A 25,057-nucleotide genomic window follows, 5' to 3' on the forward strand; every position below is an offset into this window, starting at 1 on the left:
TCACACCTTCGCCTCGGCGAGCACCGCGTGCGGCTCAGTCACCGCCAGGATCCTCCGATGCGCCGCCTGCCAGACGAGCCGTCCGACTTCGCCGGTGCCGAGTCCGAGGAGCCCGGCCGCCTCGGCGATGAGCTCTCGCGCCTCATCGGGCTGCAAGGTCTCGCGGTTCGGAGATTCCATCTCCATCGCGGAAGCGCCGCCATCGGGTGCCACCGGAACGCCGATGTCGGGGGCAGCACCACTCTCAGCACCGGAGGACTCCGCATTGCCGGCATCGCGTTCAGCACCGTCGGCGACAACCTCGGTGAGATGCCGGAGGACGGCACGATCCGATTGGAGATGATCGGATCCGGCCAGGGCGAGCAGATGGAAGTACGTCACGGCCGAGCTCTGGCTCGGCAGGGTCCGCCACGCGCTGATGACGGCGTTGTCGGCCGGATCCGCAGCGACCGCGGAGAGCAGATCGGGGACCGTCTCGATGTCGTGGTCGGCCATGAGCCGGGTCGCCTGGTTGACGACCTCCGCCTTGAGCGGTGCCCCGGGGTGCGTGTTCGCGGGTTTGAGGTTGTGGGCAACGGTCTCCGCCCATGCTCGCGATCCGCCTGCGGCAGCGATCGAGTAGCGCAGGGACTTCGCGCCGTCGACGAACCCGTGCCGGGCGACGTACCGGGCGATGATGTGCGCGACCGCCGTGGGATGGGACCCGGTCGCATAGATCGCGTCGATGAGGCAGAGTGCGAGGCTGGCGGGATAGCCGATCGGCGGCCTCTCCCCCGGCACGCCATCGAGCAGCCCCCGGCAGTGCTCGACCAGTCGGCGGACGCTGTCTGTCGTGATCTCCATTGGTCTGACCTTCCGTCAGGCACCGCGGGTGCGGTGCGTCGGTCCTGACCCCTGCGGCCAGGAAGGTGACGTCGACGGTAAGCGACGGCACTGACACGACATGATCCAGCGTGATTCGAACGTCAATGAATGACGGATTCACTGACACATGAATATTCTGCGGCTTCGCGGCCTCGCGGACGGTCTCACCAGGGGTGACAGCCGCCTTGGCAGTCTCCTCGTCCGTCTGGCAGGGTTAGGGCATGAGCAGCGAAGAGATCATCATCGACGGCCCCCTCGCCCGAGCCGCCCGCATCCTGTGCCAGGTCTCGGCGAAGGATGTGGCCGATCAGGCCGAGATCGAGAAGGCCGACCTCAAGGACTACGAGAAGTGCCGCGACGATCTCACCGCGGAACAGGAGCGGCGACTCATCCTCGCCCTCGAGCACTACGGTGCGCGCTTCATCCCCGATGACAGCGACGGCGGCTACGGTGTGCGCCTGAAGTTCAACCGCCTCAAGGTCCGCGCCGTCGAACGCTGGGAGAACGAAGGCGGAACTCCGGGCGCCGACGACGTCTGAGCCCGGAGACGAGTCCGGTCGCCGCTGGCTCGCAGGCAAAGACCGGCAGTGACAGACAGAGTGGGGCGCTCCTCGATTCCGAGGAGCGCCCCACTCTGCTCTGGTGACCTCAGTCAGCTGCGGCCGATGAACTCGAGGTTGTCGACGACGCGGTTGGAGAAGCCCCACTCGTTGTCGTACCACGCGACGACCTTGACGTGGCGGCCGTTGTCGACGCGGGTGAGCTCGGCGTCGAAGATCGACGACGCCGGCTGACCGACGATGTCGCTCGAGACGACGGGCTCCTCTTCGTAGTCGAGGATGCCGTTGAGCGGACCGTCGGCGGCGGCACGGTAGGCGGCGAGCACCTCGTCGCGCGTGACGTCCTTCGAGACCGTGGCGTTGAGCTCGACGATCGAGCCGACGGGCACCGGCACGCGCATCGCGTCACCGCTGAGCTTGCCGTCGAGCTGCGGGAGGACGAGGCCGATCGCCTTCGCCGCACCCGTCGAGGTCGGGATGATGTTCGCCGCAGCTGCCCGCGCCCGGCGCGGATCCTTGTGCGGGCCGTCCTGGAGCACCTGATCACCGGTGTAGGCGTGGACCGTCGTCATGAAGCCGTGCTCGATGCCGGCGAGGTCGTCGAGGACCTTCGCGAGCGGCGCCAGGGCGTTCGTCGTGCACGAGGCGTTCGAGATGATCGTGTGCTCGGGCGAGTAGGCCTCCGAGTTCACACCGTAGGCCAGCGTCACATCGGCACCCTTCGACGGGGCGCTGACGAGGACCTTCTTCGCTCCGGCATCGAGGTGCGCACGGGCCTTGTCCGCCTTCGTGAACCGGCCGGTGGCTTCGAGGACGATGTCGATGTCGAGGTCGCCCCACGGCAGCTTGGCCGGATCCTTCTCCGCGAAGACGCGGATCGAATGCCCGTTGACGACGATGCTGTCGCCGGAGACCTCGACGGTGCCGGGGAAGCGGCCGAGCGTCGTGTCGAACTTGAGCAGGCGAGCCAGCTCTTCGAGGTCACCGAGATCGTTGATCGCGACGACGTCGATCTCGCTGTTGCGCTCGCTGAGGGCGCGCAGCGTGGCGCGACCGATGCGACCGAATCCGTTGATGGCGATGCGAGTCAATGTCACTCCTTGGGAGGGTCTGATAACCGTTACATCACCATGATGGCGACTTCTCGCGCGCGCCAACAGTGGCCAGAGCGACAGTCTGCGAAAGGTTCTTGCCAGACTTATTGCCAGATACTGAAAGAATCCAGCCAGTGGTCGCGGCGCGACGGCCAACTGTCCCGGCGCGACGGACGGCGGGAGCTGCTCGACTGTCGGCGCGAGCGACTCCAGGACGAAATGGACAGATTTTTCTGCCGATTCTCTGTCCAGATCGTCCTGAAGTCGGGGGCGCGGGAGGCGGCGTGGGGCGATGCACGGGCGCGGTCGGCGCGGGGGCACTCACCTCACCCGGCGCCTCACCCGGAGAAGGTGTGCCGGTATTCGTTCGGGGAGATCGAGAGGATCCGCTGGAAGTGCATCCGGAGGTTCGCCCCGGTGCCCAGCCCCACCTGGTCGGCGATCTGCTCGATGCCGAGGTCGCTGTTCTCCAGCAGCTCGCGGGCGAGGTCGACCCGGGCTCGGAGCACCCACTGCATCGGCGTGTACCCGGTGTCCTCGACGAACCGCCTGGAGAACGTGCGCACCGACACTCCGGCGTTCGCCGCGAGCTGGGCGAGCGTGAGCTCCTCTCCGATGTGCTGGAGCGCCCACTGCCGGGTGTCGGCGAAGACGTCGCCGAGCGGTTCCGGAACGCTGCGCGGCACGTACTGCGCCTGGCCGGCGCTCCGATACGCGGCCGCGACGAGCCGCCTCGCCACCTGGTTGGACAGCCCGACTCCGTGATCGCGGCGGATGAGGTGGAGGCAGAGGTCGATCGCCGAGGCGGCCCCCGCCGAGGTGAGCAGCTGCCCTTCGTCGATGAAGAGGACGTTCTCGTCGACGTCGATCGTCGGGTACCGGCGGGCGAGCGCCAGCGCCGTCGACCAGTGCGTCGTCGCGCGCCGTCCGGAGAGCAGTCCGGTGCGGGCGAGGACGAAGGTGCCCGTCGAGAGCGCCGCGATGCGTGCCCCGCGTTCGAATGCCGACAGGAGTGCACCGACGACGGCTGCGGACGGTTCCCCGTCGACCACCGAGGCGGCGCCCGGGATGAGGATCGTGTCCGCCTCGGTGAGTGCGTCGAGTCCCCGATCGATCGCGTAGGCCAGCCCATCGGCGCCGGTGACCGTGCCGTCGTCGACACCGCACACGGTCACCGAGTACGGCCACTCCCCTGTCGTCGTCGACGCCGATCCGGTCGCCGTGGACGGGGTATTCGACTCGGCGCCGAAGACCTGCACGGGCACGCCGAGGTCCATCGCGGAGACCCCGTCGAGGGCGAGGATCGCGATCCGGTGAGGCGCGGCCGCACTGGGGCGGCGCTGAGGAGAAGAGAGGGCGTCGGCAGTCATCGTGTCACCCAGTCTAGGCACGCAGGAGGCTTCGTTCGGTCTCGCTCGGGACCGGACGGCGCTGTGCCGTGAGGGCTGTCAGTATGCGTACCCGCCGGGAATGATGCCCGGCACGGCGGCGACGCCGACGCCTCCGCCGACGGCATTGCCGTTGCCGACGAGCAGTCCCGCAGCCGTTCCCGCGGCGCCGTTGCCGGCAGGCGATCCCGCACCCGAGGCCGCCGGACCTGCCGGCCCGCTGGTTCCGGGATTCGGAGTCTGCTCAGCAGTCCCGGGCACAGCCGGGCGCGGAACCTCGGCGGCGTGGACCTCGGCGGCCGGTGCCGCCCCACCACCCGGCGCATCGGGATCGGCACCCGGAACCGAGGTCGCCGGTGTGCCGGTCGGCGCGCTGCCCGGCGCACCGGCGGGACCAGCCGGAGTCGTTGCGGGAACCGCCTCCGCGGCCGGTGCGCCGACCGCGGCCCCACCGACCGCCGCACCGAATCCATCGGTCAGCGGTCGGGTGTGGACGGGTTGGCCGGTCACCGTGGTCGGCGTCGGCGGGACGACGTCGAGGGGCACCGCCTCGGTGATCGCCTCGAACATCGCCAAGGTCCCGTGCTGGGCGGCGAGGCTGACCGGTTCGGGGTCATGGGCGAGCTTGACGCCCACGGTCTGCGTGGCCCGGTCAATATAGAGCATCTGGCCGTGGATGCCGATGCCGATGACGACGTCGCGGCTGGCCGAGGGCACCCAGAACTGGCTGCGATACATCCCGCCGGGGTAGGACTGGGCGGAGGCGGAGTCCGCGAAGACCTGAGTCGAGTCAGGGCCGCCTGAGAAGATGTCGTCGATCCAGGCCTGCGAGACCACGCGCGTGCCGTCGACGGTGACCCCGCCGCGGGCGATCATCTCGCCGAAGCGTGCGAGGTCGCGCAGGGTCGTGCTGATCGCGCCGTCGGCGATCGACCCGCCCCAGCGGTCCTGGCAGACCTGGGCGGCGTGGGCCGCACCGACCCGGGACCATACGAATTCGCTGGCCACGACGGCGAAGGGGCGGCCGACGACGTTCTCGCAGACCCAGGCGAGCACGTCGGTCTCACAGCTGCGGTAGACGAAGGACGAGCCGTGTTCGCGCTCCTTCGTCAGTCCGGTGAGGAAGGCCTTGATGCCGTTCGCCGAGGAGGGCGTCCGCGGCGCGAAATCGACGGCCTCGAACAGCGCACGGATCTCCGAGCCCTTCGTCAGGTACTCCTCGGAGAACTTCACGCCCGAGCGCATGTCGAGGAGATCGCGGACCGTGGCACCGGCGTAGCCGCTCTCGGACAGGGCGGGGATGTGGGTGGTGACGAGGTCGTCGACGCTGAGCAGGCCCGCGTCGGCGAGCGCGCCGACGACGATCGAGACGATCGACTTGGAGACGGAGAAGAGCATGTGGCGGCGGGCCGGCTTCATCGGCCACGCGTACTCCTCGGCGATGGCGACACCGCCGCGGGTGACGAGCCAGGCGTCCGTGTACGTGCCCTCGAGGACGTCGCCGACGGTCGACCAGCCCTCGTCGTCGGCCGCCGTCCACTTCTTCGCGTCGATGCCCAGCGACCGGAAGTCGTGCTCCTGGGTGACGTATTCGCGCACCGGTCCGATGCCGCGGGGGATCCCTGCGCTGGGGAAGATCTCCTCCATCCGGGTGAGCGCGAACGCAAAGTACTCCGGCCACTTCCAGGAGTCGAGGTCGATGCTCTCGAGGATCGCCTCGGAGGGGTCGACGATCGCGTCCTCGCTCGCCGAGGTGAGCTCCCCGACGTGCGGCAGCGCCGGCCGATTCGGGCCCGCATCCCCGTGGTCCGCGCCGGAGTCGTCCGGTGTGCGGCCGTCCCCGGAGCTGCCATCCCCGGTGTCGTCCGGTGCGCGGTCTTCCCCGGAGCTGCCGGTGCCGTGACCCGAAGATGCGGTACCGGTGCCGTCGCTGGGTGCCGCCGGACCCTCGCCTGGTGCCGCCGGACCCTCGCCGAGGCGGTCGTCGCCCGTGCGCGGGGACCGCTGCGAGTCTGTCGGGGAGTCGGTTCCGTCGGCGCGCTCGGCAGCGCTGTCCCTGTCCGTGTCGATCCCCTTGGTGTTGCCGGACAGAGCCCCGATGCGTCGGGTTGCGGGATTATGAGTCAGGCTGTGGAGCACCTTCTTCATATCCGCCATCTCTGCCTCCGTCAGTCGTCTTGTGCACGGTTGAGCCTACCTGTCGCACATGGACGACAACAGTCTTTCCGGTGTCCAGACGCGCTCATCCGCACCCCGCCTCAGCCCCGGCACCCCTGTCACCAGGCGGGACTCAGCCTGTGGTTACTCTGCAGTTATTCAACTTACAACCATCGGCCATCCGGTGTTCAAGTCATGGTCGTTCAGGTCACGGTCGTCCGCATTCACGTCCCGACCGGCTGGGCCGATCACACCGGCGAGTCGAACCGCAGCGGGAGCGCAGTCGGCGAATGGAACCGCAGCGGGAGCGCGGGCGCTGAGGCTCCGCACCGGGCGCACGCATCGGCTAGTCTCATGGGCAGAAGGAAGTCGACGACGATGTGAGGAGCTCACCGCACATGCCTCTCAGAGAACTCAGCGCCGACAGCTCAGCCGACACCCTCACCATCGCCTGGGAGCTGCCCGCGTCACCGGAGACGGTGTGGGCGCACCTGCAGAACGTCGAGACGTTGAGCGAATGGCTCGGCCGTCCCCTGACCTTCGACAGCCGCGTCGGCGGTGAGATCATCATCGACCACGACGACAGCTACCTCTGCCGCTCCGAGGTCCTCACCGTCGACGGTCACAGCGCCGAGCTGACGTGGTCGTTTCCCGACGAACCGACGAGCCGCGTCGCGGTCACCGTGACGGCCGCAGCGCCGCCGACCGACCGCGGCCCCGCTCCGCAGGCTGCCGAGGCCCGCGCTGCCGAGCCCCGGACAGACGCTCCTCCCGCCGCGGACGCACCGTCGGTGCTCGTGCTGCGCCATGCCGGACTCGGGGATCTCATCGACTCCTACCGTACCGGGTGGATCGCGCACCTTTCCTTCTTCGAGGCGTCCCTGGCCGGCACTCCCCTGCCGTCGTCGCAGTTCTGGCCGCTGTGCTCGACCGTCGATCGCCTCCTCGAACGCGGGGACGGCTGAGCGCCGACGGTTCAACCACCTCGGCGGCATTCCTACCTGTCGACGACGGCCCACATCGTCGTCGACCGCTCACCGCTGACCAGGGCGAATCGCGAACCGGATGTCAGGGTCGCGAATTCGGGTGCCGGATGCTCGGACACCGTCGTGCCCGTCGCCGCATCGTAGAAGCTCGTCGTCTGCGCATCCGTGACGACGGCGAGACCGAGCTCGGGAAGCACGCCCTGACCGCCCCACGTGGGGCCGGAGTCGTCGGTCTCCGCAGCCGAGGACGCGGGGGAACGGGTCACCGGGGCACCCGCTGTCCACGCAGTCTCTCCGGTCGCCGCGTCGAGGGCCATGACGCTCGTATCGAGTCCCGGCACGACGACGAGCGCCCGCTCACCGGCGTCGACGGGCACCGACTGCGGTGCGCCGGGCAGTCCGATGACGTCGAGTGCGGTCTCCGGCGCATCGGCGAACCACCCCTGCGGTCCCCCATCCGAACCCTGGTACTTGATCGCCGAGGCGAAGAGCTCGGTCTCCACGCACGTCGGCTGACCAACGGCGGTGAACTTCACGTCGGCCGCGCAGACGGGATCGACCGTGTCGGCCATCGCCGCCTCAGCGACACCGTCGCCGACCTGCAGCACGGTGCCGTCGGTGGGCTCGAGCCCCGTGGATACCGTGAGATCGGCGGCGCGCGTGATCATGGAGCTGAAGGGATCGTCGGGGTCCTCGGCGCCGTAGACGTAGATGAGCGCCTCCGGGTCGGCCGTCGGATAGACGTCGTAGTGGTCCGCGCCGGAGTCGTCGGCTTTCCGCACCTCGGTCAGGGACACCGTGGCATTGGCTCCGGTGCTCAGGTCGATCCGTGAGAGCACCGAGTCCTCCCCGTCGGCGCTGGCCGATGCCCGCCCGTCGGCGAACGAGAGGTACCCGACGGAGCGATCGGGTGAGATGTTGACCTCGGTGCCGCCGAACATCCTGGCCTGCGGTCCCGTCGACAGCGCCGGCCACGCCTCCTTTCCCGTGGCCGGGTCGAGTGCGATGACCGCGACGCTGCCGTCCTCGCTCGTCGGTGTGCACCCGGGTTCGTCAGCGACGCCGAGGTAGGTGAGGAGCAGGAGATCACCCTCGCCGAGTTGGGAGCTGACTCCCGTGGTCTGGGAGCCGAACGACTCCGGCCGGTGGCAGGACCGGGCGTCCCCGGGGATCGCATACGACCACTGCTCGCTGCCGTCGGCCCACGCGTAGGCCGTCGTCCCCGTGTAGTCGTGGACGATGACGGAGTCACCGGCCGAGTACGCTTCGGCGCCGCCGCGTTCGTCGTCGATGACCGCGTCCATGCTCCACAGCTCGGTGCCCTGCGCATCGATGGCCCGCAGCTTCTGCGCGCTCCAGTCGGTGACGAGTGCCCGACCGACTCCGTCATCGACGACGAGCGCGGCCGGGTAGTCGAGCACGATCGGCTCGGCGAGTTCGGGGGTGGTCGTCGGCGTCGGCGAGGGATCGGCGCTCGGCTGACCCGGAGTGCAGCCGGCGAGCAGCAGCGCCGCGGCGGCGAGGGCGAGGACAGGGCGGCGCATCGGTGAGGTCATGGACAGATCATAGGTCACCTGTAGTCTCGTCGTTCGTGTCACCCCTCGCCGCTACGATGGGCCCATGAGCACCGAGGCACCGACATCGCGCAGCGTGGGCATCCTCCTCTTCGACGGCTTCGAACTCCTCGACGTCTTCGGTCCCGTCGAACTGCTCAGCGTGCTGCCCAAGGAGTACCGGATCACGTACATCGCCCCCGAGGTCGGACCGATCCGCAGCAGTCAGGGCGCCGAGGTGGTCGCCACTCAGTCGCTGTCCGCGGCCCCCTCACCCGACATCGTCCTCGTCCCCGGCGGGAACGGCACCCGGCGGCTCGTCACCGACCCCGAGTTCCTCGCCCGCCTGTCCACGTGGGCTCGCGCCTCACCGCTGGTCACCTCGGTGTGCACCGGGTCCGCCGTGCTCGCCGCCTCCGGTCTCCTCGACGGGTATCGCGCCACGTCGAACAAGCTGGCCTTCGCGTGGGCGTCATCGCAGGGCGACGACGTCACCTGGGTGCCGCACGCCCGCTGGGTCGAGGACCGTGACCGCTGGACGTCGTCGGGAGTGGCGGCGGGGATGGACATGACCGCCGCCCTCATCGCGCAGCTCTCCGGCGCCGAGGCGGCGGCCGATGCCGCCCGGTACGTCGAGCTCGAGGTCCATTCCGACCCGGACTGGGATCCCTTCGCCGAGCACTACGGTCTCGGGAAGTAGCTCACGGCAGGACAGGGCGCTGGCTCACGGCAGCGGAGGGCGCTGGATCGGCAGCGCAGGGCGCTAGACGAGCCCCGTGTCCTCGGCGACGCGGATCGCCCGCGCCCGCGAGTCGACGCCCAGCTTCGCGAAGACGTTGACGAGGTGGCTCTTCACGGTCGCCTCGGTGACGAAGAGCTCCTGCGCGATCTGCGCGTTCGACGCCCCCGTCGCGAGGAGCTTGACGACCTCGCGTTCGCGCCGGGTCAGCTGCGGTCCGGGATTGCGCATCTGTGCGATCGCCTTCGCACTGATCTCCGGCGGCAGGTACGTCTGCCCTCGGGCCGCCTGCTCGATCGCGACGGTGATCTGCGCCGGTTCGATGTCCTTGAGGAGGTACCCGGCGGCACCGGCGCTCAGCGCAGCGACGATCTCCGCGTCATGGTCGAACGTCGTGAGGATGAGCACGGCCGGCGGGTGCGGCAGGGCCCGCAGCTGCGTCGTCACGGCGATCCCGTCCATGCCGTCTCCCAACCGCAGGTCGCAGACGACGACGTCCGGGGCGGTGCTCGCGGCGAGGGCGAGCGCCTCGGCGCCGTCACCGGCCTCCCCGACGACCTCGATGTGCTCGGGTGCGTCGATGACCGCGCGCAGGCCGGCGCGCACGACCGGATGGTCGTCGACGAGGATCACGCGGATCGTCATCGGCCCACCCCTCTAAGCGGCACGGTCGCCGAGATCGCGAATCCGGCACCGGGACTCGTCTCGATGACGAGGTCCCCGCCGAGTTCGCGCATCCGCGCGGCGATGAAGTCGAGCCCGAACCCCGACTCCGAGCCTCGGGTGCGCGAATCACCGGCGTCGACCCCGACCCCGTCGTCGACGATGTCCATGCGGATCGTGCCCTCGGAGTCGGCGAGGCTGACATTGACCCGCGACGCCTGCGCGTGCTGGCGGACGTTGGCGAGAGCAGACTGGGCGGTGCGCAGCAGCGCCACCTCCACCTCGGCGGGCAGCGCGGTGATCGTCTCGTCGACGTCGAGTCCGGTGGTCATCTCGGTCTCCTCCTCGAGCCGGGTGAGCAGGCGACGCAGCGCCGCCGGCAGGGCGCCGTCCTCGAGTTCGGCCGGTGTGAGCTCGGCGATGATCCGCCGGATGTCCCGCGATCCCTCCGCCGCAAGATCCTCGACCTGCCGCAGCACCTGCTGCGCGTGCGGGTCGGTCGTCCGCTCCGCCTCGGCGTGGGCGATGAGCCGGATCGAGGAGATCTCCTGCGCCACGGTGTCGTGGACGTCGCGCGAGATCCGGGTGCGCTCCCGCAGCTCACCGGCGTGACGCTGGGTGAGGGCAAGCTCGTCCTGGAGGTCGACGAGGCTGCGGTGGGCGGCCTCGAGTGAGCGGATGAGCTCCTCCCGGCGCCGCCCCTCCCGCAGCAGCTCGATGTACCCGCGGGACAGGCCGAGGGCGAACACGGCGCCGATGAGGGAGCCGATGACGCTCGCGGTGCCCACCGTGCCGTGGTGGAGCAGTGGCGCGGCGATCGTCGCGAGGTAGGTCAGTGCGGTGAAGACCACCGCGAGGCGCAGCGAGAGGAGGTGCCCGGCGAGCAGCCAGAGGAGGAAGGCGACCCAGATGAACTCGGCGGAGACGATGAGCGCGACGAGCCAGATCGCGGCGAGGACGAGCAGCCACCAGCGCGCGAGCACGACCGTCTCGGCCCGCGCCGCCCGGACCGCCCCGAGGACGTACCACGCGAGGAAGACGAGGCTGACGGCGATGACCGCGGCCACCGGAGCGCCGACGACGGCCGCGCGGACGGCCGAGATCACGGTGAGGACGAGGGCGATCGCGTGCTGACCGATCTCCATCGTCCGCACGGTCCATCCGTGTGAGCTCACACCGCCCCCTTCCCTCTCCCCGTCAGGATAGCCGTCACCGGCCATGGGCGACCTCGACCCGCGGCTCCTCGACCGCGACCGAGCCCGCGCCTGACCGCGCGGGGGCCGCGGAGTCCGCGACCGCCTCGGCGCGGGCGATCTTCCGATTCGGCCACCAGATCCGGCTGCCGGCCAGCCCGAGGATCGCGGGCACGATGATCGTGCGCACGAGCACGGTGTCGACGAGGACCCCGACGCCGACGATGAGCCCGAGCTGCCCGAGCACCATGAGCGGCAGCATGCCGAGGGCCGCGAAGACCCCGGCCAGGACGATGCCCGCACTCGTGATGACCCCGCCGGTGTGGGCGACGGCCTCGATGATGCCCCGGCGCGCACCGTGGACCTCGGATTCCTTCTTCGCCCGGTGGGAGAGGAAGATCGAGTAGTCGATCCCGAGTGCGACGAGGAAGAGGAACGCGAGGATCGGCACCTGTGCGTCGACCGCCGCCTGCCCGAAGATCACCCGGCTCAAGGCCGCGCCGAGACCGATCGCCGCGGCGGCCGAGGCGATGTTGACGACCAGCAGGGTGAGGGCGACGAGCGGTGCCCGGAGCACCCCGAGGAGGATGACGGCGCTGATGAGAAGGATGAGCGGGACGATCGTGCGGAAGTCCTCGGCGTTGCCGGCGCGGGCGTCGATTTCCATGGCCGCGGCACCGCCCACCTCGGCGTCGGCTCCGGCGATCGCGTGGACGTCGGTGCGGATCGTCTCGACGAGGTCGAGCCCGTCGGTGCTGTCGGGGGCGTATTCGCCGGTGACCATGATCTTCGCCGTCGGCTCACCGTCGATCGTCGTCTCCGCGACGGGCACGGCGCGCACGACTCCGTCGATCGCGCTGACGGAGTCGACGACGTCGGCGGCGCGGTCGGCGTCGGCGACGACCCAGATCGGCTGGGACTCCCCGGGCGGGAAGTGCTCCCCCAGCACCGTGAGGCCCTGCGCCGACTCCGACTGGACCCGGAACTTCTCCTCCTGGTCGAGACCCACTGTTGTGCCGAGCAGTCCGGTCGCCATGATCGCGAGCACCGCGATGCCGACGCCGAGGTGGAGGCCTGGCCGGCGCACGACCCACGTGGCGATGCGGCGCCAGAGCGACGGGCGCGCCGAGGCGGTCGACCGGGCCGTGGCGGGTGCGGAATCCGCAGCGGTCGCCTCGGTGGGGGTGGTCACGGTGGTGGCGGTCGCCTCGGTGGGGGTGGAGGTGGGGCTCCCCTCGACGACACTGCCGTCGACCGTGGGCACGAACGGCCAGAACACGCGTGTGCCGCAGATCGCGAGCACCGGGGGCAGGGCGATGAGCACGGCGGCAGCGGCGATGAGGAGGCCGGCGGCTGCGGTGATGCCGAGCCCGCGGGTGCCGGGGATGACGGCGACGACGAGGCTTGCCAGGGAGAGGACGACGGTGAGGTTCGAGGCGAGGATCGTGCCGACGGTGTGCCGCCAGGCCGCGGCGAGCGCGACCCGGTGGTCGGCGACGAGGGCGAGCTCCTCGCGGTACCGGGAGATGAGGAGGAGGGCGTAGTTGGCGCCGGCCCCGAAGACGAGGACGCTGATGATGCCGGCATCGAACTGGAGGTCGAAGGCATCGCCGAGTGCTGCGGTCACCGTCGAGGCGAGCCCGTCGGCGGTGCCGATGACGACGAGCGGAAGCAGCCAGAGGATCGGTGAGCGGTAGGTGATGATGAGGAGGAGGGCGACGATGACGACCGTGACGATGAGCAGGGTGAAGTCGGCCCCGTTGAACGCCGAGGCGATGTCCGCCCCGATCGCCGGGCCGCCGGTGACGAGGAGGGAGACACCGGCATCCTCGAGCTGTTGGGCCCCGGAGTCGCCGGCGATCGTCTCCCGCAGCGCGTCGACGGTGTCGGCGGTCTCCGAGTTCGTCAGCCCCACGGTGATCGGCACCATGAGCAGTGCCGCCTCCCCGTCGTCGCTCGTCACCGGACCGCTGACCTCGGCATCCGGCTGGCTGAGGCTGCCGCCCAGGTTCGTCAGGCCCGACTCGTCGGCTGGGCTCAGGGCCTGCCCGTCGGTGCGGGAGGCGACGACCATGACGGTCTGCTCATCGGCCTCGGGGAACTTCGCGAGGGTGTCGGCGACCTGACTCGCCTCCGAATCCGGCGGGGCCGACTCCATGGGGCGGTCCTCCCCGGCCCCGGAGAGGAGCCCGAAGAGGAGGGTGACGAGGACGAGGACGGCGCCGAGGACGATCCACGCGCCGCGTTTCGACACGAGGGCCGTGCCGATGTTCGCAAGGGAATTCTTCATGCATTCAGCACATCAATTTCCCCGTCAGGGCACATCGGAAGAGAGTTGAGACTTCGTCTGCAACTTTCGATGGGGAGGGGAGCGAGGAGCGGCGGTTCAGTCGATGGTCGCCCCGGCGGCCCTCATCTCCGCGAGTGCCGCCGCACTCGACTCGGCGCCGACGCCGGCGATGAGATCGTCGAGCACGCGGACGCGCAGTCCCGCGGCGAGACCGTCGAGGACGGTGGCGCGCACGCAGTGATCGGTGGCGATGCCGACGACGTCGACCTCGGCGACAGCGAGGCGGGTGAGAAGCTCGCCGAGGCTGTCCCCGGTCTCCGTCGTCCCCTCGAAGGCGGAATAGGCGGGCACACCCTGGCCCTTGCGAACGGAGTGGGTGACCGCGCTCGTGTCGAGGAGGGGATCGAACTCGGCACCCGCGGTGCCGGCTACGCAGTGGACGGGCCACGAGTCGACGAAGTCGGGGGTTGAGGCGAAGTGGCCGCCGTTGTCGCCGTCGCCGTCATGCCAGTCCCGGGAGGCGACGACGGCGTCGTAGTCGCCGGCATGCTCGCCGAGGTAGTCGGAGATTCCGGACGCGACGGCATCCCCGCCGGTCACGGCGAGCGCTCCGCCCTCGGTGAAGTCGTTCTGCACGTCGACGATGAGAAGTGCCTTCGCCATGCTTCGAGCATAGGCGCTCTGCGTGAGAATGCCAGGGGTCGGCTCGCACGCGATTCGACGGTCTGGCGTGCGAGCCGGCAGACTCGAGTCGAGGCCGACCGCGGGTGAGAGCCTCAGGTGAGGCCGGCGGCGGCGAACGCTCGGGCGTAGATGTCGCGGATGACCGCCTGTTTGCGGGCGTTGTAGTCCATCATCGTCTCCCCTGCCGCGTTCGCCTCGGCGGCGGCACCGCGTTTGGCCTCGGCATAGAGCTGCCGGTCGGCGGCATCGCGGGTGAGGTGGTCGCGGAAGATCCGGTGCCGGGCGAACTCCGGGCAGTGCGGCCCGAAGACGTGGAGGTTCGAGTGCGGCAGACGCGGTGTGCCGTCGGCGTCCTCGTGGCGGAAGGCCCGGTGCTCGTACCAGCCAGGCTCGCGGACGGCGAGGTCGTAGCCGACGGCGGTGAGCGCCGGGCGGTAGGAGTCCTCGTCGCTCGGGTCGGCGACGAGGATGTCGATGTCGATGACCGGTTTGGCGGCGAGTCCCGGCACCGAGGTCGACCCGACATGCTGAAGCGCGAGCACCCGTTCCCCGAGGGCCTCCCGGATCATCGCCGCCAGACGCTCGAAGTCGTCCGCCCAGGCCTCGTCGTGGTCGACGACGGCGATGTCGGTCCGCAGACTCGGCTTCATCCACAGCTGCGGGTCGTCGATGTCGTTGAAGGTGACGACCGCAGCGGGTGGGACGAAGGCGGGATCAGAGCTGGTCGGCTCTGAGGTCACTTCTGCTTCAGCGCCTCTTTGGCCTCGCGATATCCGCGCTTCTCGCCCTTGCGACCGGCTTTGTCGGCGGCCTTCTCGATCGCCTTGTGCGGATCGTCGGTGCCGGCGATGAGCAGGAGCCCTCCGAGGGCAGCGAGGTTCTTCGCGAACTGCATCTTCTGGGCGGTCGCCTGCGGCTCCTCGTCCTCCCAGAAGGCGTGCCCGGCGATCGTCGTCGGGATGAGGGAGCCGGCGAGGGCGAGCGCGGACAGGCGCGGCTTGATGCCGAGCAGCAGCGTCGTGCCGGCGGCGAGCTGGATGCCGCCGTTGATGCGCACGAGGAGTTCGTTGTCATCGGGCAGGGCGGGGACGTACTCGCGGATCTTATCGAGCGTCGGCGCCGCCATCTCGACCCGACCTCCCGGGTTCGTCAGCGCGGAGTAACCGCCGATGATGAAGATCGGTGCGGTCGCCATGCGTCCCACGGTGCGCAGCAGCGATGATCCAAGTGCCATGGGCTTCTCCCTCTCGTCAGCGGTGATCGGATTCCGAGCCTATAGGAACCCCGGCCCCCGCTCAACGCTGACCGCACCCGGGAGCGTCAGGGGTCGACCACCTCGGCGACCTGGGACTTCACGGGATCATTCCGGCGAGGCGGCTTGATGCCGGGGAACCGCGACTCACGGAACTGCCCGGTGGCGAGGAGGACGATGATGATGACGGCGATGCCGATCCACCCGGCGACCCCGAGGGTCGTGACGAGCGCCGGGTCGGGAGTCGGTGAGTTCGCGTCGATGACGAGACCGAGGAGCATGCCCGCCGAGGCGTTGAGGGCGGCGTGGGCGGTGACCGCGGGCCAGACCGATCCGGTGCGCAGCCGCAGCCAGCCGAGCAGGATGCCGACCATGACGCACCCGACGACCATGAGTCCGAGGCCGAGGAGGTCGGGGCGGGCGAAGTTGTAGCCGAGCAGGATGAGCGGGGCGTGCCACAGCCCCCACACGACGCCGATGATGACGAGCGCCGGCCACGTGCCGAGCGGGCGGAGACTCGTGATGAGCCAGCCGCGCCAGCCGACCTCCTCCCCGAAGGCGAAGAGTGCGGTCGCGCCGGTGTTGACGACGATGATGAGGAGGTAGACGGCCACGGACACGGCGATCGGCAGCGTGCTGATCCCCGGGATCGCCTGCTGCGCCAGCCGGTAGCCCGAGAGCCCGAGCAGGTCGATGTCCATCCAGCCGAATGCCGCGGAGACGAGGTAGCCGGCCATGACGATCGCGTAGATGCCGAGCACGGCGAGACCGCTCATGCCGAGCACCCGACCGACCGGGTAGAGCGGCCAGAGACCAAGGTAGCGCGGGATGCTCGCGAGGCGACCGACTCCGGCTGCGAGGGTGTCGGGGTCCGCGGCTTCGGGGTCCGTTTCGGCGGGGTCCGTGGCTTCGGGGTCCATGCCAGCGGGCGCCTCGGGGTGTGCGCCGGGTGCGGGATGGCGTTCGGCGTTGGGATTGAGTTCGGCGCTCGGGCGAACCAGGGTCTTGGGGTGACGCCGGCGTTGGACGATCAGCGCGGCGATGGTGGCGAGGAGCGGCGTGAACATCATCGCCATCGCACACAGCTGCACAAGGACGGGATCGCTCAGCCCTTTGCCGGAGACCCACAGCGGCAGGCAGACGATCCATGCCAGGACCCCGGCGACGAAAACGAAGACTCCGACGGCCGGCCACGGGACGCGTTGCGGCACGACGTCGAGCGGTCGCCCCCGGTCATCGAGCCGGCGCCCGTCGTCATGCGGGTGTGCATGGTCGTGCGGGTGGGTGTGGTCGTGCGGGTGTCCGTCGTCGTGCGCGGGCCCGTTCTCGCCCGGGGTCGTGGCCTCGGATGTCGATGACTCGTGATGCTCGATCGCTCGACCCATGATCTCCTCCGCTCCGGTGCTCTCGGTGCCGGTTCTCACCGCTCCGGTTCTCTCCAGCACTCTCGGTGCCGTGTAACTCTCGCCGGCGCTCACCGCTCCGGCACTCTGCGTGCTCGTCCCCCCAATGTACGACCGCCCGGACCGCCGGGCCTCCCGCGCGCGGATGATCTCCCCCTCCGTCCCGCGGCCGAGCCGCCTCTCGAATCCACGGCCGACACGTCAGCCCTACCGGTTCGGCTTCGTCCCTGGTCAGCTACGATGAGCTGGTTGAATCACCGTCGATTCGTGCAAAGGTGCACCCCATGTCCGATAGTCCCCAGCAATCCGCCCAACCCGGCCCTGCCGACGGCCCCGGCACCCCCGCCTCGGCGAGCCCCGGCCGACACCTCTCCGATGGCGACCATCTCTCCGTCCTCGGCTACAGCGACTCCTTCGACCGGTCGATGAGCCTGTGGGCGAACTTCGCCCTCGGATTCACGTACCTCTCCCCGCTCGTCGGCGTCTACTCGCTGCTCGCCGTCGCCCTGGCCGCCGGCGGTCCGCCCTCGATCTGGTGGATCGTCATCGTCGCCGCCGGTCAGCTCCTCGTCGCCCTCGTCTTCGGCGAGGTCGTCTCCCAGTTCCCCATCGCCGGCGGCATTTACCCGTGGACCCGTCGGCTCTGGGGCAAGCGGTACGCGTGGATGGCCGCATGGGTCTACATCTGCGCGATGATCGTGACGATCACCTCGGTGGCGGAGTTCGGGGCGGGCTTCGTCGCGAGCCTCTTCGGACTCGAACTCACCCGCAACGTCACCCTCATCCTCGCTCTCGTCCTTCTCGTGCTGGCGCTGGCGATCAACTTCAGCGGCACGAAATGGCTCGCCCGGATCGCCCGCATCGGCCTCTTCGCCGAGCTCATCGGCGTCATCGGGCTCGGCCTCTTCCTCCTCATCTTCGAGCGCAAGCACCCGTTCTCCGTGTTCTTCGACGCAATGGGAGTCGCCGGTGAGGGCAGCTACCTCGCCGCCTTCATGGGTGCTGCCGTCGCCGGTCTCTTCCTCTTCTACGGCTTCGAGGCGTGCGCCGACGTCGCCGAGGAGGTCTCGGACCCCGCCCGCCGCATCCCCAAGGCGATGATCATGACGATCATCGTCGGGGCGGTCTCCGCGCTCTTCTCCTTCGGCGGCTATGTCCTCGCCGCCCCGAACCTCGACGCGATCGTCGCCGGCGAGGTCGCCGACCCGATCCCCTCGATCCTCGAGGGCAGCCTCGGACCGGTCGGCGCGAAGCTCTTCCTCCTCATCGCGATCCTCGCGTTCATCTCCTGCGTGCTCAGCCTCCAGGCCGCCGCCTCGCGCCTCATCTTCAGCTTCGCCCGCGACGGGATGATGCCCGGCCACCGGTGGCTCTCGAAGGTCACCGAGGGCACGAAGGTCCCCCGCAACGCCCTGATCGTCGCGTGCACCGCGCCGGCGCTGATCTGCGTGCTCATCTGGTTCAACGACGGCATCCTCGTCGCCGTCACCTCGTTCGCGATCCTCGGCATCTACCTCGCGTTCCAGATGGTCGTCCTCGCCTCCCTGCGGCAGCGGGCCAAGGGGTGGAAGCCGGCCGGGCCGTGGTCGCTGGGGGCGTGGGGCGCCGTCGTCAACGTCGCCGCCCTCGCGTACGGCGTCTTCGCGATGATCCTCCTCGCGATGCCCGGCGATACGGGCGCGTTCTTCTCCGACTACATCGTCCTCATCGGGCTCGTCGTCGTCCTCGCCGCCGGGTTCCTCTACCTGTTCATCGCGCGACCGGATCGGAAGTCCGATGCGCCGCAGGACGATGCCATCGCCGTCGCCGAGGCGATCCGATCCCACCAGCGCCCCTGACCCGGCCGCGCCGAGCCTTGGCGGCGAAAAGTACGGGTGCGTGGGAATCGCACTTCTGCGGGCGAAAAGTACGGGTGTGTGCGAAACGCACTTCCGTGGGCGAGAAGTCGAGCTGCCAGCGTCAATGCGGGCCAAAAGTCGAATTGCCCCACAACTAGGCGCCGGCGAAACTACTTTTCGCCGACACGAGGAGTGTGTCGCCCGCGCTGCACCGGCCGGAAGGGCGCCGCGCGGAACCTCGGCGGCGAAAAGTGCGGGTGTGTGCGAAACGCACTCCTGCGGGCAAGAAGTCAAACGGCCGGCGACACGAACTTCCGCGGGCAAGAAGTTGAGCCGCCAGCGACAGTGCGGGCCAAAAGTCGAATTGCCCCACAACTAGTCGCCGGCGAAACTACTTTTCGCCGACACGTAGGGCGTGTCGCCCCGCGGTGCACCAGTCGGAGGGGCATCGCAAGCCGTCGCGGCGGCGAAAAGTACGGGTGTGTGCGAAACGTACTTCCGCGGGCAAGAAGACGAACAACCAGCGACATCGCGGGCCAAAAGTGAAATTGCCCCACAACTAGACGCCGGCGAGAGTACTTTTGGCCGACACGAGGGGTGTGTCGCGCCCACCAGCACCGATCGGACGGGTGTCGCACGGCACGGCGTCGGGTTGCACGGCGCCCCGCCCCGACCGCCCTGTGGGGCGAAACGGCAGGCCACGGGCAGCGGAACGGCGGGCCGCCTCGGCGCTGGCACATAAAAATACATAGCTCTGCATAACAATTCGACACGGACGGCGTCGGAGAGATACAGTGATGACCATGTCGAAAGTTCTCTCAACTCTGCCCGTCGGCGAATACGTCGGCATCGCCTTCTCCGGTGGCCTGGACACCTCGTGCGCGGTCGCCTGGATGCGCGACAAGGGCGCGATCCCGTGCACGTACACCGCGGACATCGGCCAGTACGACGAGCCCGACCTCGACGGCGTGACCGCGCGGGCGAAGGAGTACGGGGCGGAGATCGCACGCTTCGTCGACGCCAAGCGCCTCCTCGTCGAAGAGGGCTTCGTCGCCCTCCAGTGCGGTGCGTTCAACGTCCGCTCGGGCGGGAAGACCTACTTCAACACGACGCCGCTGGGGCGGGCCGTGACCGGCACGATGCTCGTGCGCGCCATGAAGGAGGACGGTGTCGACATCTGGGGCGACGGCTCGACCTACAAGGGCAACGACATCGAGCGGTTCTACCGCTACGGCCTCATGGCCAACCCGAAGCTGCGCATCTACAAGCCGTGGCTCGACTCGACGTTCGTCGAGGAGCTCGGCGGGCGGCAGGAGATGAGCGAATGGCTCGTCGCCCACGGCTACCCGTACCGCGACTCCGCGGAGAAGGCATATTCGACGGACGCGAACATCTGGGGCGCGACGCATGAGGCGAAGAGCCTCGAGTTCCTCGACAACGGACTCGACATCGTCGAACCGATCATGGGCGTCGCCGCCTGGCGCGACGACGTCGAGGTCGAGACCGAAGAGGTCTCCGTCCGCTTCGAAGCCGGACGGCCCGTGGCGATCAACGGCGAAGTCTTCGACGACCCGGTCGCCCTGGTCTACAAGGCCAACGAGATCGGCGGCCGGCACGGCCTCGGCGTCTCCGATCAGATCGAGAACCGGATCATCGAGGCGAAGTCACGCGGCATCTACGAAGCCCCGGGCATGGCGCTGCTCCACATCACGTACGAGCGCCTGCTCAACGCGATCCACAACGAGGACACCATCGCCCTCTACCACGAAGAGGGACGCCGTCTCGGCCGCCGGATGTACGAGGGCCGGTGGCTCGACCCGCAGTCGCTCATGCTCCGCGAGTCCATGCAGCGGTGGGTCGCCTCGGCGATCACCGGTGAGGTCACCCTGCGCCTGCGCCGCGGTGACGACTACACGATCGTCAACACCGAGGGCCCCAACCTGTCCTACCACCCGGAGAAGCTGTCGATGGAGCGCGTCGGCGACGCCGCGTTCGGCCCCGAGGACCGGATCGGGCAGATGACGATGCGCAACCTCGACATCGCCGACTCCCGTGCCCGCCTCGAGCAGTACGCGGCGATGGGCATCGTCTCCGGCCCGACCTCGGAGCTCGTCGGCTCGCTCGAAGCCGGAGGCGCCGAGGAGATCGCAAGCTCCCCGGTCGACGTCGATGCCGCGACCGACCGTTCAGGTCTCTCCGCCGCGTTCGACGCCGGCACGGACTGAGGTCACCACGGACTGAGGTCACCGGGCGAGGGCGCCCACACTGACACAGCGACGCCCCCGAGTCGGATCCGACTCGACATCATGACGATTCTCGAGCTCGATTCCCCTCGGGGGCGTCGTGTCAGGCGGCAGATCCCCGCATGCAGGCCGCCGACCTCAGCCGATCACCCGGCGCCAGCGGTGTCTGGAGCGGCCTCACGCCATCATCGTCGTCGCGGCCTCGTCGATGAGGTCGGCGACGGCCTTCGGCTGCGAGGCGAGCGAGGCGTGACTGGCGTCGAGGTCGATCGTCTTCTGCGGCTGCATCCGCTCGGCCATCCGGCGCTCGTTGTCCGGGGCGATCATCCGGTCCTGCGTCGAGACCTGGTACCACGTCGGCTTCGCCTTCCACGCCGGAGCCGTGATCATGTCCTCGAACGTCGAGCCCAGCGGCGCCTTCTGCGTCACCGCCATGACGAGGGCCTGCTCGTCGCCGAGGTCCTGGCAGAAGTTCTCGTGGTACTTGTCCTGGGCGATCCAGAGGTAGCCGTCGGAATCAGGCGCGATGCTCGCGGCACCCTCGGGCGGCATCTCCTGGGTGATCCCGCCGGGGCTCTCCCCGGCGTCGGGGGCGAACGCCGCGATGTAGACGAGGCCGAGGACGTTCGGCTGGTCGCCCATCTCGGTGATGACGGCACCGCCGTAGGAGTGGCCGACGAGGATGACCGGGCCGTCGATCTGGGCGACCATCTTGCGCGTGCGCTCGGCATCGTCGCCGAGCGAGGTGAGGGGGTTCTCGACCGCGTGGAGGTCGGTGTAGCCCATCTTGCTCAGCTCGACGATGACATCGGCCCAGTGGGCGGCACCTCCCCAGAATCCGTGGACCAGGACGACAGCAGGCTTCTCTGACATGTGTACTCCTCGGTTCGGGATAGGCGCTGCTGATCAGCGTCTTCCCACCATTGACGGGACGTGCCGGGCCGACGGCCCACTGTGAGAATACAACGGGACTTGATGCTGTTACCGGGGAGTCTCCTGGGAACCCGAGGCCCGATCGCGTCTCAATCGACCCTCGATTAAATGTCTGGACAAATTAACCGTCCGAAACTCTTTTGACCGGACAAATATCTCGCTATGGTGGAGGTGCCCACCTCGATCTTCGAAGGAGAAGTCATGGTCAACACTCTCGGCGTCGCCGTCATCGGCGCAGGCATGGCCGGTCGCGCACACGCCGCCGCCTGGCGCGCAGCCCCCAGCGAATCCACTCCCCCGGTCCGGCTCGTCTCCGTGTGCGACATGGTCCCCGAGGTCGCCGAGGCGGCCGCCGCCCACTTCGGCTACGAGCGCTACGACACCGATTGGCGCACCATCGTCGACGCCGAGGACATCGACATCGTCAGCGTCGTCGTCGCGAACTCCCTCCACCGCGAGCTCGTCGAGGCCCTGCTCGCCGCCGGCAAGAACGTCCTGTGCGAGAAGCCGCTGACCGACACCATCCCCGACGCCGAGGCGATGGTCGCCGCGGCCGAGGCCGCACCGACGATTGCGCGACTCGGCTTCACCTTCCGCCGCGCACCCGGGATCGCCGCGATCGCCGAACTCGTCGCCGACGGCACCCTGGGCCCCGTCCACCACATCGACGCCCACTATTGGACCGACTACGCGTGCTCACCGCTGGCCCCGATGAGCTGGCGCTACACCGGCGACATGGGCACCGGGGCCCTTGCCGACCTCGGCAGCCACCTCACCGACACCGTCGAATTCATCGCCGGCCCGATCCTCGCGGTCTCCGGCGGCCGGTTCCACACCGCGATCACCGAACGCCCGCTGCCGCTCGGTCACGTCATCGGCCACGACCACGTCGAGGTCAGCGATGAGTACGAGCCGGTGACCAACGACGACTACGCCGGCTTCGGCGTCGAATTCCCCACCGGATCGGGCACGATCCAGGTCTCGCGCATCTCGGCCGGCCACCCGAACACGCTGGCCGTCGAGGTCTTCTGCGAGAACGGCTCGGCCCGCTTCGACATGCGCTCGCCCGGCTCGATCGACCTCGGCACGACGAGCGGCGACCCGCTGCGCGACGGGCTGACGACGGTCCAGCTCGGCCCCGCCCACCCCTACATCGCCGATGGCCTGCCGATGGCGGCCCCCGGCATCGGCATCGGCCAGAACGACGGCTTCGTCTTCCAGGCCCGCTCCTTCCTCCAGGAGGTCGGCGGTCGCCCCGCCGCCGACTCCCTCCCCCGCTGCGCGTCCTTCGGCGAGGGCCTTCACGCCCTGGCGGTGCGCGACGCCGTCATCGCCTCGGCGGCACACGCCGGTGCCCGCGAGGAGGTGACGGCGTGAAGTTCGGCGTCTACACGGCGATCCTCCACGATCGCCCGCTGCCCGAGGCGCTCGCCGTGATCCGCGACCTCGGCCTCGACGCGGCGGAGATCAACGTCGGCGGCTTCCTCCCACCCGTCCACATGCCGACGATCGATGAGATCCTGACCTCCGACACCGCCCGCGACGACTACCTCGGCCTCTTCGCCGAGGCGGGCGTCGAACTCGCGGGCCTCAACGCCAACGGCAATCCCCTCCACCCGGATCCGCGCATCGGCCCGCCCACTCTCGCCGACATCGACCGCGCGATCCGCGTCGCGCACCGACTCGGCCAGACCCGGGTCGTGACGATGTCCGGTCTTCCCGGGGCCGGCGCCGAGGCGGCCGTTCCCACCTGGATCGTCAATCCCTGGGAGTCCTCCCTCCTCGACATCCTCGACGACCAGTGGGCCCGCGCGGTCCCCGTGTGGCGCGACCTCGACCGACTCGCCGCCGACCACGGGGTGAGGATCGCCATCGAGATGCACCCGCACAACCTCGTCTTCAATCCCGCGACCCTCGAACGCCTCATCGATGCCGCGGACGCGGAGAGCATCGGCGCGGAGATGGACCCCTCCCACCTCTTCTGGCAGGGGATCGACCCGATCGCCGCGATCGACCACCTCGGCGAGCGAGTCGTCCATGCCGCCGCCAAGGACGTGCGGATCAATCCGGCCGCCGCGATCCACGGCGTCCTCGATGACCGCCACACCCGCTTCACCGGCGACCGGATCACGCGGATCCGCGGCGATGCGGCGATCAGCCGATGGCCCGCGGAGTCCGCGTGGGATTTCGTCGCCCTCGGCCGCGGCCACGACCAGGCGTTCTGGGACCGGTTCGTCGCGGCCCTCCACGCCGTCGACCCGGACATGGCTGTGCACATCGAACACGAGGACGAGGATCTCGGCCGGATCGAAGGACTCGAAACCGCCGCCGAGGTGCTCCTGACCGCCCGCGATCGCGTGGCGTGAGAACGTCGGAGGGCCCGGTGCGCCGAGGCGGCCGGGCGGGCGTCCCCGCCCGGTAAGCTCGGGGAGAGAGCAAGGAGAGAACATGGCGCGTGCACCCGAGATCGAGCTCACCGAGGAGTTCTTCGGTCCCCTCGACCGTGCGAGCGGTGCGACGCCTCTCTACGTCCAGATCGCCCGTCGGCTCGAAGCCGCGATCGCCGCCGGTGATCTCGCCGCCGGCACGAGGCTCGAGAACGAGGTGTCGATGGCCAAGCGCCTCGGCCTGTCCCGACCGACGATCCGCCAGGCGATCCAGGACCTCGTCGACAAGGGGATGCTCGTGCGCCGCCGCGGCGTCGGCACGCAGGTGCTCCAGCGGCCCGTCGCCCGCGCCGTCGATCTCACGAGCCTCAACGAGGACCTCGAGAAGTCGGGCAACAAGCCGGCGACGACGGTGCTCTCCCACCAGGTCATGGCCGCTGACCGCGACACCGCCGACCACCTCGGCGTCGCCGAGGGAGCACCGACGCTGCATCTGCGCCGGCTGCGGCTCATCGGGGCGACTCCGCTCGCCCTTCTCCACAACATCCTGCCGGAGCCGTTCACCGACATCACGGCGGGCGAACTCGTCACCACCGGGCTCTATGAGACGCTGCGGGCGCGCGGGGTCGTCTTCTCCGTCGCCCACCAGCGCATCGGCGCACGCGCCGCCGCCTCCGACGAAGCCGATCTCCTCGACACCCCCGCCGAGGCACCGCTGCTGACGATGCAGCGGACCGCGCTCGACAACTCCGGGGCGATCGTCGAATGGGGAGACCACTGCTACCGGCCCGATCTCTACTCATTCGAGACGACCCTCGTCGCCCGGTGAC

At 69.5% G+C, this 25,057-nt stretch carries 21 protein-coding genes; 8 read left to right on the forward strand and 13 right to left on the reverse strand.

Annotated elements, in window-relative coordinates:
* Positions 1–843 carry a hypothetical protein gene (locus ACFQ91_RS02245; protein WP_198499705.1) on the reverse strand — a complete coding sequence of 281 codons (843 nt, stop codon included), beginning with the start codon at positions 841–843 and terminating at the stop codon, positions 1–3.
* Between the two features lie 242 nt (positions 844–1,085).
* On the opposite strand from ACFQ91_RS02245, the gene ACFQ91_RS02250 reads away from it, so the two are divergent.
* Positions 1,086–1,403: an XRE family transcriptional regulator gene (locus tag ACFQ91_RS02250; protein ID WP_198499706.1), complete on the forward strand. Its 318-nt coding sequence runs from the start codon at positions 1,086–1,088 to the stop codon at positions 1,401–1,403.
* A 113-nt stretch (positions 1,404–1,516) separates the two neighbouring features.
* Here ACFQ91_RS02250 and gap read toward each other — a convergent pair whose 3' ends face one another.
* The 3 genes from gap to ACFQ91_RS02265 all read right to left on the reverse strand — a co-directional run bounded on the left by gap (position 1,517) and on the right by ACFQ91_RS02265 (position 6,063).
* The gene (gene gap, locus ACFQ91_RS02255) at positions 1,517–2,515 is read right to left on the reverse strand and encodes a type I glyceraldehyde-3-phosphate dehydrogenase (RefSeq protein ID WP_198499707.1); all 999 of its coding nucleotides are present in this window, start codon (positions 2,513–2,515) and stop codon (positions 1,517–1,519) included.
* A 341-nt stretch (positions 2,516–2,856) separates the two neighbouring features.
* Positions 2,857–3,888 carry a GlxA family transcriptional regulator gene (locus ACFQ91_RS02260; RefSeq protein ID WP_198499708.1) on the reverse strand — a complete coding sequence of 344 codons (1,032 nt, stop codon included), beginning with the start codon at positions 3,886–3,888 and terminating at the stop codon, positions 2,857–2,859.
* A 78-nt stretch (positions 3,889–3,966) separates the two neighbouring features.
* On the reverse strand, positions 3,967–6,063 hold the full coding sequence (locus ACFQ91_RS02265; protein ID WP_198499709.1) for a serine hydrolase: 2,097 nt from the start codon (positions 6,061–6,063) through the stop codon (positions 3,967–3,969).
* A gap of 398 nt (positions 6,064–6,461) precedes the next feature.
* On the opposite strand from ACFQ91_RS02265, the gene ACFQ91_RS02270 reads away from it, so the two are divergent.
* The gene (locus ACFQ91_RS02270) at positions 6,462–7,028 is read left to right on the forward strand and encodes an SRPBCC domain-containing protein (RefSeq protein ID WP_198499710.1); all 567 of its coding nucleotides are present in this window, start codon (positions 6,462–6,464) and stop codon (positions 7,026–7,028) included.
* 32 nt (positions 7,029–7,060) lie between these two features.
* Here ACFQ91_RS02270 and ACFQ91_RS02275 read toward each other — a convergent pair whose 3' ends face one another.
* Positions 7,061–8,605, reverse strand: a complete 1,545-nt coding sequence (locus tag ACFQ91_RS02275) for a PQQ-binding-like beta-propeller repeat protein (RefSeq protein WP_232623712.1) — start codon at positions 8,603–8,605, stop codon at positions 7,061–7,063.
* A gap of 64 nt (positions 8,606–8,669) precedes the next feature.
* Here ACFQ91_RS02275 and ACFQ91_RS02280 point away from each other — a divergent pair, with 64 nt between their 5' ends.
* Complete coding sequence (locus ACFQ91_RS02280; RefSeq protein WP_198499711.1) at positions 8,670–9,302, forward strand: DJ-1/PfpI family protein; 633 nt, start codon at positions 8,670–8,672, stop codon at positions 9,300–9,302.
* Between the two features lie 63 nt (positions 9,303–9,365).
* On the opposite strand, the gene ACFQ91_RS02285 is transcribed toward ACFQ91_RS02280, so the two are convergent.
* From ACFQ91_RS02285 to ACFQ91_RS02315, 7 genes are all read right to left on the reverse strand, one after another.
* Positions 9,366–9,986 (reverse strand): response regulator transcription factor, encoded by a 621-nt coding sequence (locus ACFQ91_RS02285; RefSeq protein ID WP_198499712.1) that lies wholly within the window; start codon positions 9,984–9,986, stop codon positions 9,366–9,368.
* A complete protein-coding gene (locus ACFQ91_RS02290; RefSeq protein WP_232623713.1) occupies positions 9,983–11,179 on the reverse strand; it encodes a sensor histidine kinase in 1,197 nt (398 codons plus the stop codon). The genes ACFQ91_RS02285 and ACFQ91_RS02290 overlap by 4 nt, the downstream gene beginning before the upstream one ends.
* A 34-nt stretch (positions 11,180–11,213) precedes the next feature.
* Positions 11,214–13,487 (reverse strand): MMPL family transporter, encoded by a 2,274-nt coding sequence (locus tag ACFQ91_RS02295; RefSeq protein ID WP_198499713.1) that lies wholly within the window; start codon positions 13,485–13,487, stop codon positions 11,214–11,216.
* Positions 13,488–13,583: 96 nt separating this feature from the next.
* Complete coding sequence (locus ACFQ91_RS02300; protein WP_198499714.1) at positions 13,584–14,150, reverse strand: isochorismatase family protein; 567 nt, start codon at positions 14,148–14,150, stop codon at positions 13,584–13,586.
* Positions 14,151–14,263: 113 nt separating this feature from the next.
* The gene (locus tag ACFQ91_RS02305) at positions 14,264–14,911 is read right to left on the reverse strand and encodes a GrpB family protein (RefSeq protein WP_232623714.1); all 648 of its coding nucleotides are present in this window, start codon (positions 14,909–14,911) and stop codon (positions 14,264–14,266) included.
* Complete coding sequence (locus tag ACFQ91_RS02310) at positions 14,908–15,405, reverse strand: DoxX family protein (protein ID WP_198499715.1); 498 nt, start codon at positions 15,403–15,405, stop codon at positions 14,908–14,910. The genes ACFQ91_RS02305 and ACFQ91_RS02310 overlap by 4 nt, the downstream gene beginning before the upstream one ends.
* A gap of 86 nt (positions 15,406–15,491) precedes the next feature.
* A complete protein-coding gene (locus ACFQ91_RS02315; protein WP_232623715.1) occupies positions 15,492–16,847 on the reverse strand; it encodes a CPBP family intramembrane glutamic endopeptidase in 1,356 nt (451 codons plus the stop codon).
* 263 nt (positions 16,848–17,110) lie between these two features.
* Between ACFQ91_RS02315 and ACFQ91_RS02320 the strand changes: the two genes are divergently transcribed.
* Complete coding sequence (locus ACFQ91_RS02320) at positions 17,111–18,664, forward strand: APC family permease (protein WP_232623716.1); 1,554 nt, start codon at positions 17,111–17,113, stop codon at positions 18,662–18,664.
* 803 nt (positions 18,665–19,467) lie between these two features.
* On the forward strand, positions 19,468–20,889 hold the full coding sequence (gene argG, locus ACFQ91_RS02325) for an argininosuccinate synthase (RefSeq protein WP_198499716.1): 1,422 nt from the start codon (positions 19,468–19,470) through the stop codon (positions 20,887–20,889).
* 195 nt (positions 20,890–21,084) lie between these two features.
* Here argG and ACFQ91_RS02330 read toward each other — a convergent pair whose 3' ends face one another.
* Positions 21,085–21,780: an alpha/beta hydrolase gene (locus tag ACFQ91_RS02330; RefSeq protein WP_198499717.1), complete on the reverse strand. Its 696-nt coding sequence runs from the start codon at positions 21,778–21,780 to the stop codon at positions 21,085–21,087.
* A gap of 261 nt (positions 21,781–22,041) precedes the next feature.
* Between ACFQ91_RS02330 and ACFQ91_RS02335 the strand changes: the two genes are divergently transcribed.
* The 3 genes from ACFQ91_RS02335 to ACFQ91_RS02345 all read left to right on the forward strand — a co-directional run bounded on the left by ACFQ91_RS02335 (position 22,042) and on the right by ACFQ91_RS02345 (position 25,056).
* The gene (locus tag ACFQ91_RS02335) at positions 22,042–23,217 is read left to right on the forward strand and encodes a Gfo/Idh/MocA family protein (protein WP_211978721.1); all 1,176 of its coding nucleotides are present in this window, start codon (positions 22,042–22,044) and stop codon (positions 23,215–23,217) included.
* Complete coding sequence (locus ACFQ91_RS02340) at positions 23,214–24,206, forward strand: sugar phosphate isomerase/epimerase family protein (protein ID WP_376870233.1); 993 nt, start codon at positions 23,214–23,216, stop codon at positions 24,204–24,206. The genes ACFQ91_RS02335 and ACFQ91_RS02340 overlap by 4 nt, the downstream gene beginning before the upstream one ends.
* 82 nt (positions 24,207–24,288) lie before the next feature.
* Positions 24,289–25,056: a GntR family transcriptional regulator gene (locus tag ACFQ91_RS02345; RefSeq protein ID WP_198499720.1), complete on the forward strand. Its 768-nt coding sequence runs from the start codon at positions 24,289–24,291 to the stop codon at positions 25,054–25,056.
* The last annotated feature ends 1 nt before the right edge of the window (position 25,057 follow it).

The sequence above is a fragment of the Brevibacterium sp. NPDC056726 genome, from assembly GCF_042790515.1.
Lineage (GTDB): Bacteria > Actinomycetota > Actinomycetes > Actinomycetales > Brevibacteriaceae > Brevibacterium > Brevibacterium sanguinis.

Bases quoted from the DNA above. Each gene is read 5' to 3' on its own strand.
- ACFQ91_RS02245 (WP_198499705.1), bottom strand. From the start codon at position 843: ATGGAGATCACGACAGACAGCGTCCGCCGACTGGTCGAGCACTGCCGG.
- ACFQ91_RS02250 (WP_198499706.1), top strand. From the start codon at position 1,086: ATGAGCAGCGAAGAGATCATCATCGACGGCCCCCTCGCCCGAGCCGCC.
- ACFQ91_RS02260 (WP_198499708.1), bottom strand. From the start codon at position 3,888: ATGACTGCCGACGCCCTCTCTTCTCCTCAGCGCCGCCCCAGTGCGGCC.
- ACFQ91_RS02265 (WP_198499709.1), bottom strand. From the start codon at position 6,063: ATGGCGGATATGAAGAAGGTGCTCCACAGCCTGACTCATAATCCCGCA.
- ACFQ91_RS02270 (WP_198499710.1), top strand. From the start codon at position 6,462: ATGCCTCTCAGAGAACTCAGCGCCGACAGCTCAGCCGACACCCTCACC.
- ACFQ91_RS02275 (WP_232623712.1), bottom strand. From the start codon at position 8,605: ATGACCTCACCGATGCGCCGCCCTGTCCTCGCCCTCGCCGCCGCGGCG.
- ACFQ91_RS02280 (WP_198499711.1), top strand. From the start codon at position 8,670: ATGAGCACCGAGGCACCGACATCGCGCAGCGTGGGCATCCTCCTCTTC.
- ACFQ91_RS02285 (WP_198499712.1), bottom strand. From the start codon at position 9,986: ATGACGATCCGCGTGATCCTCGTCGACGACCATCCGGTCGTGCGCGCC.
- ACFQ91_RS02295 (WP_198499713.1), bottom strand. From the start codon at position 13,487: ATGAAGAATTCCCTTGCGAACATCGGCACGGCCCTCGTGTCGAAACGC.
- ACFQ91_RS02300 (WP_198499714.1), bottom strand. From the start codon at position 14,150: ATGGCGAAGGCACTTCTCATCGTCGACGTGCAGAACGACTTCACCGAG.
- ACFQ91_RS02310 (WP_198499715.1), bottom strand. From the start codon at position 15,405: ATGGCACTTGGATCATCGCTGCTGCGCACCGTGGGACGCATGGCGACC.
- ACFQ91_RS02320 (WP_232623716.1), top strand. From the start codon at position 17,111: ATGTCCGATAGTCCCCAGCAATCCGCCCAACCCGGCCCTGCCGACGGC.
- argG (WP_198499716.1), top strand. From the start codon at position 19,468: ATGTCGAAAGTTCTCTCAACTCTGCCCGTCGGCGAATACGTCGGCATC.
- ACFQ91_RS02330 (WP_198499717.1), bottom strand. From the start codon at position 21,780: ATGTCAGAGAAGCCTGCTGTCGTCCTGGTCCACGGATTCTGGGGAGGT.
- ACFQ91_RS02335 (WP_211978721.1), top strand. From the start codon at position 22,042: ATGGTCAACACTCTCGGCGTCGCCGTCATCGGCGCAGGCATGGCCGGT.
- ACFQ91_RS02345 (WP_198499720.1), top strand. From the start codon at position 24,289: ATGGCGCGTGCACCCGAGATCGAGCTCACCGAGGAGTTCTTCGGTCCC.